Annotated in this window: 1 protein-coding gene; it reads left to right on the top strand. The window is 59.5% G+C overall.

The window, feature by feature from the left end; translation table 11 throughout:
• Positions 1-281 precede the first annotated feature (281 nt).
• Positions 282-1,268, top strand: a 987-nt coding sequence (locus tag EU811_RS20670; RefSeq protein WP_142940161.1) for a tyrosine-type recombinase/integrase, incomplete at its 3' end; no start/stop codon positions are given.

Below are 1,268 nucleotides of genomic sequence, written 5' to 3'. Positions count from 1 at the left end.
TAAAGCATTGCGCCACTAGTACTCTGCGTATCTCATTGGATGAATCAATTCGCCCCAATCCCCTGGGGACTCAAGGAAGTTCTCCCCGGGCCCGGATTCCGCGGATTTTCGCATGTAACGGTCGCCGGTTCCGACTTCTGTGGCCGCCTCTTTTGGCCAGTGCAGCCTGAGCGCGACGTTGCTTGAAGGGCGTCTGACCTGAGGTTTTGTGCTAATGATGCATTTAATGAATCATTGATTCAGGTTATGAATGCGGTTGGAGGGCGACTTGAGGGCAAATAGTGGCTGTTGATGGGTCCGGGCGCGTGCTGCAGCTGAGTGCCGTTTCCCTGCTGCATCCCGAAGAACAAACGCTCGAGGACATGTTCACGGGCTGGCGTAACCAGCAGCTGTCCCGGAACCTGCAGTTCGACACCATTGATAAGGGCATCGGGTGTGTCCGGCGGTTCGTGGACCATGTGAACGAGTTCCCGTGGAACTGGTCGCCTGAGCATGTCGAGGAGTATTTCGGGGATCTTCGCTCGATCCATCAGCTGAAGCACTCCACCATCCGCGGTTACCAGTCCACCCTTCGCCGTTTTTCGTCTTACGTGTCGAACCCGGACTATGGCTGGGACAGGGTCTGTGAGCAACGCTTCGGGACGCACCCGTCCCAGGTCTTCTTTGACTGGAACACCGCCTCGCACGCGCAGGAGTACGAAGGGCGCCCTGCCAAGCGGCCCTTCACCAAGGTCGAATTGCAGATGCTGTTCGACCATGCGGACGACCAGGTCGAACTGATCGCGGCCTCGGGCAAGAAGGGCTGGAAAGCTGCTTACCGGGACGCCGTCATGCTCAAGGTGACCTACTCGTACGGGCTGAGGTTCAACGAGCTCCGGCACCTGCAGACCATCGATTTCGCGACCAACCCGCAGGCGCGCAGGTTCGGGAAATCAGGCGTCTGCAAGGTCCGCTTTGGCAAGTCCCGCAAGGGCTCCCCGCACAAACCCCGCAGCGTCCTGACGGTCTTTGACTGGACCGCCGGTGTCATCGAAGACTGGCTCGCCAACGGGCGAGGCACCCTCGACACCCTGGACCTGTTTCCCAGCGAACGAGGTGGCCTGATCTGTGAATCCACCTTGCTGCGCCGGCTCCGGCGCTACCTCGCCGAGCTGGGATTGCCAATGGATGGCCTGGACCTGCATTCACTGCGCCGCTCTTATGCAACGCACCTGCTGGAGGACGGATGGGATCCTAGATTTGTGCAATTTATCTGGGGCCGGAACCGG

Origin of the sequence: Arthrobacter sp. TS-15 (genome assembly GCF_006964045.1) — a bacterium.
In the GTDB taxonomy this organism is placed as follows: Bacteria; Actinomycetota; Actinomycetes; order Actinomycetales; family Micrococcaceae; genus Arthrobacter.
The sequence above is the reverse complement of the archived record's forward strand: the minus strand, read 5'-3'. Positions and strand labels throughout refer to the sequence as shown.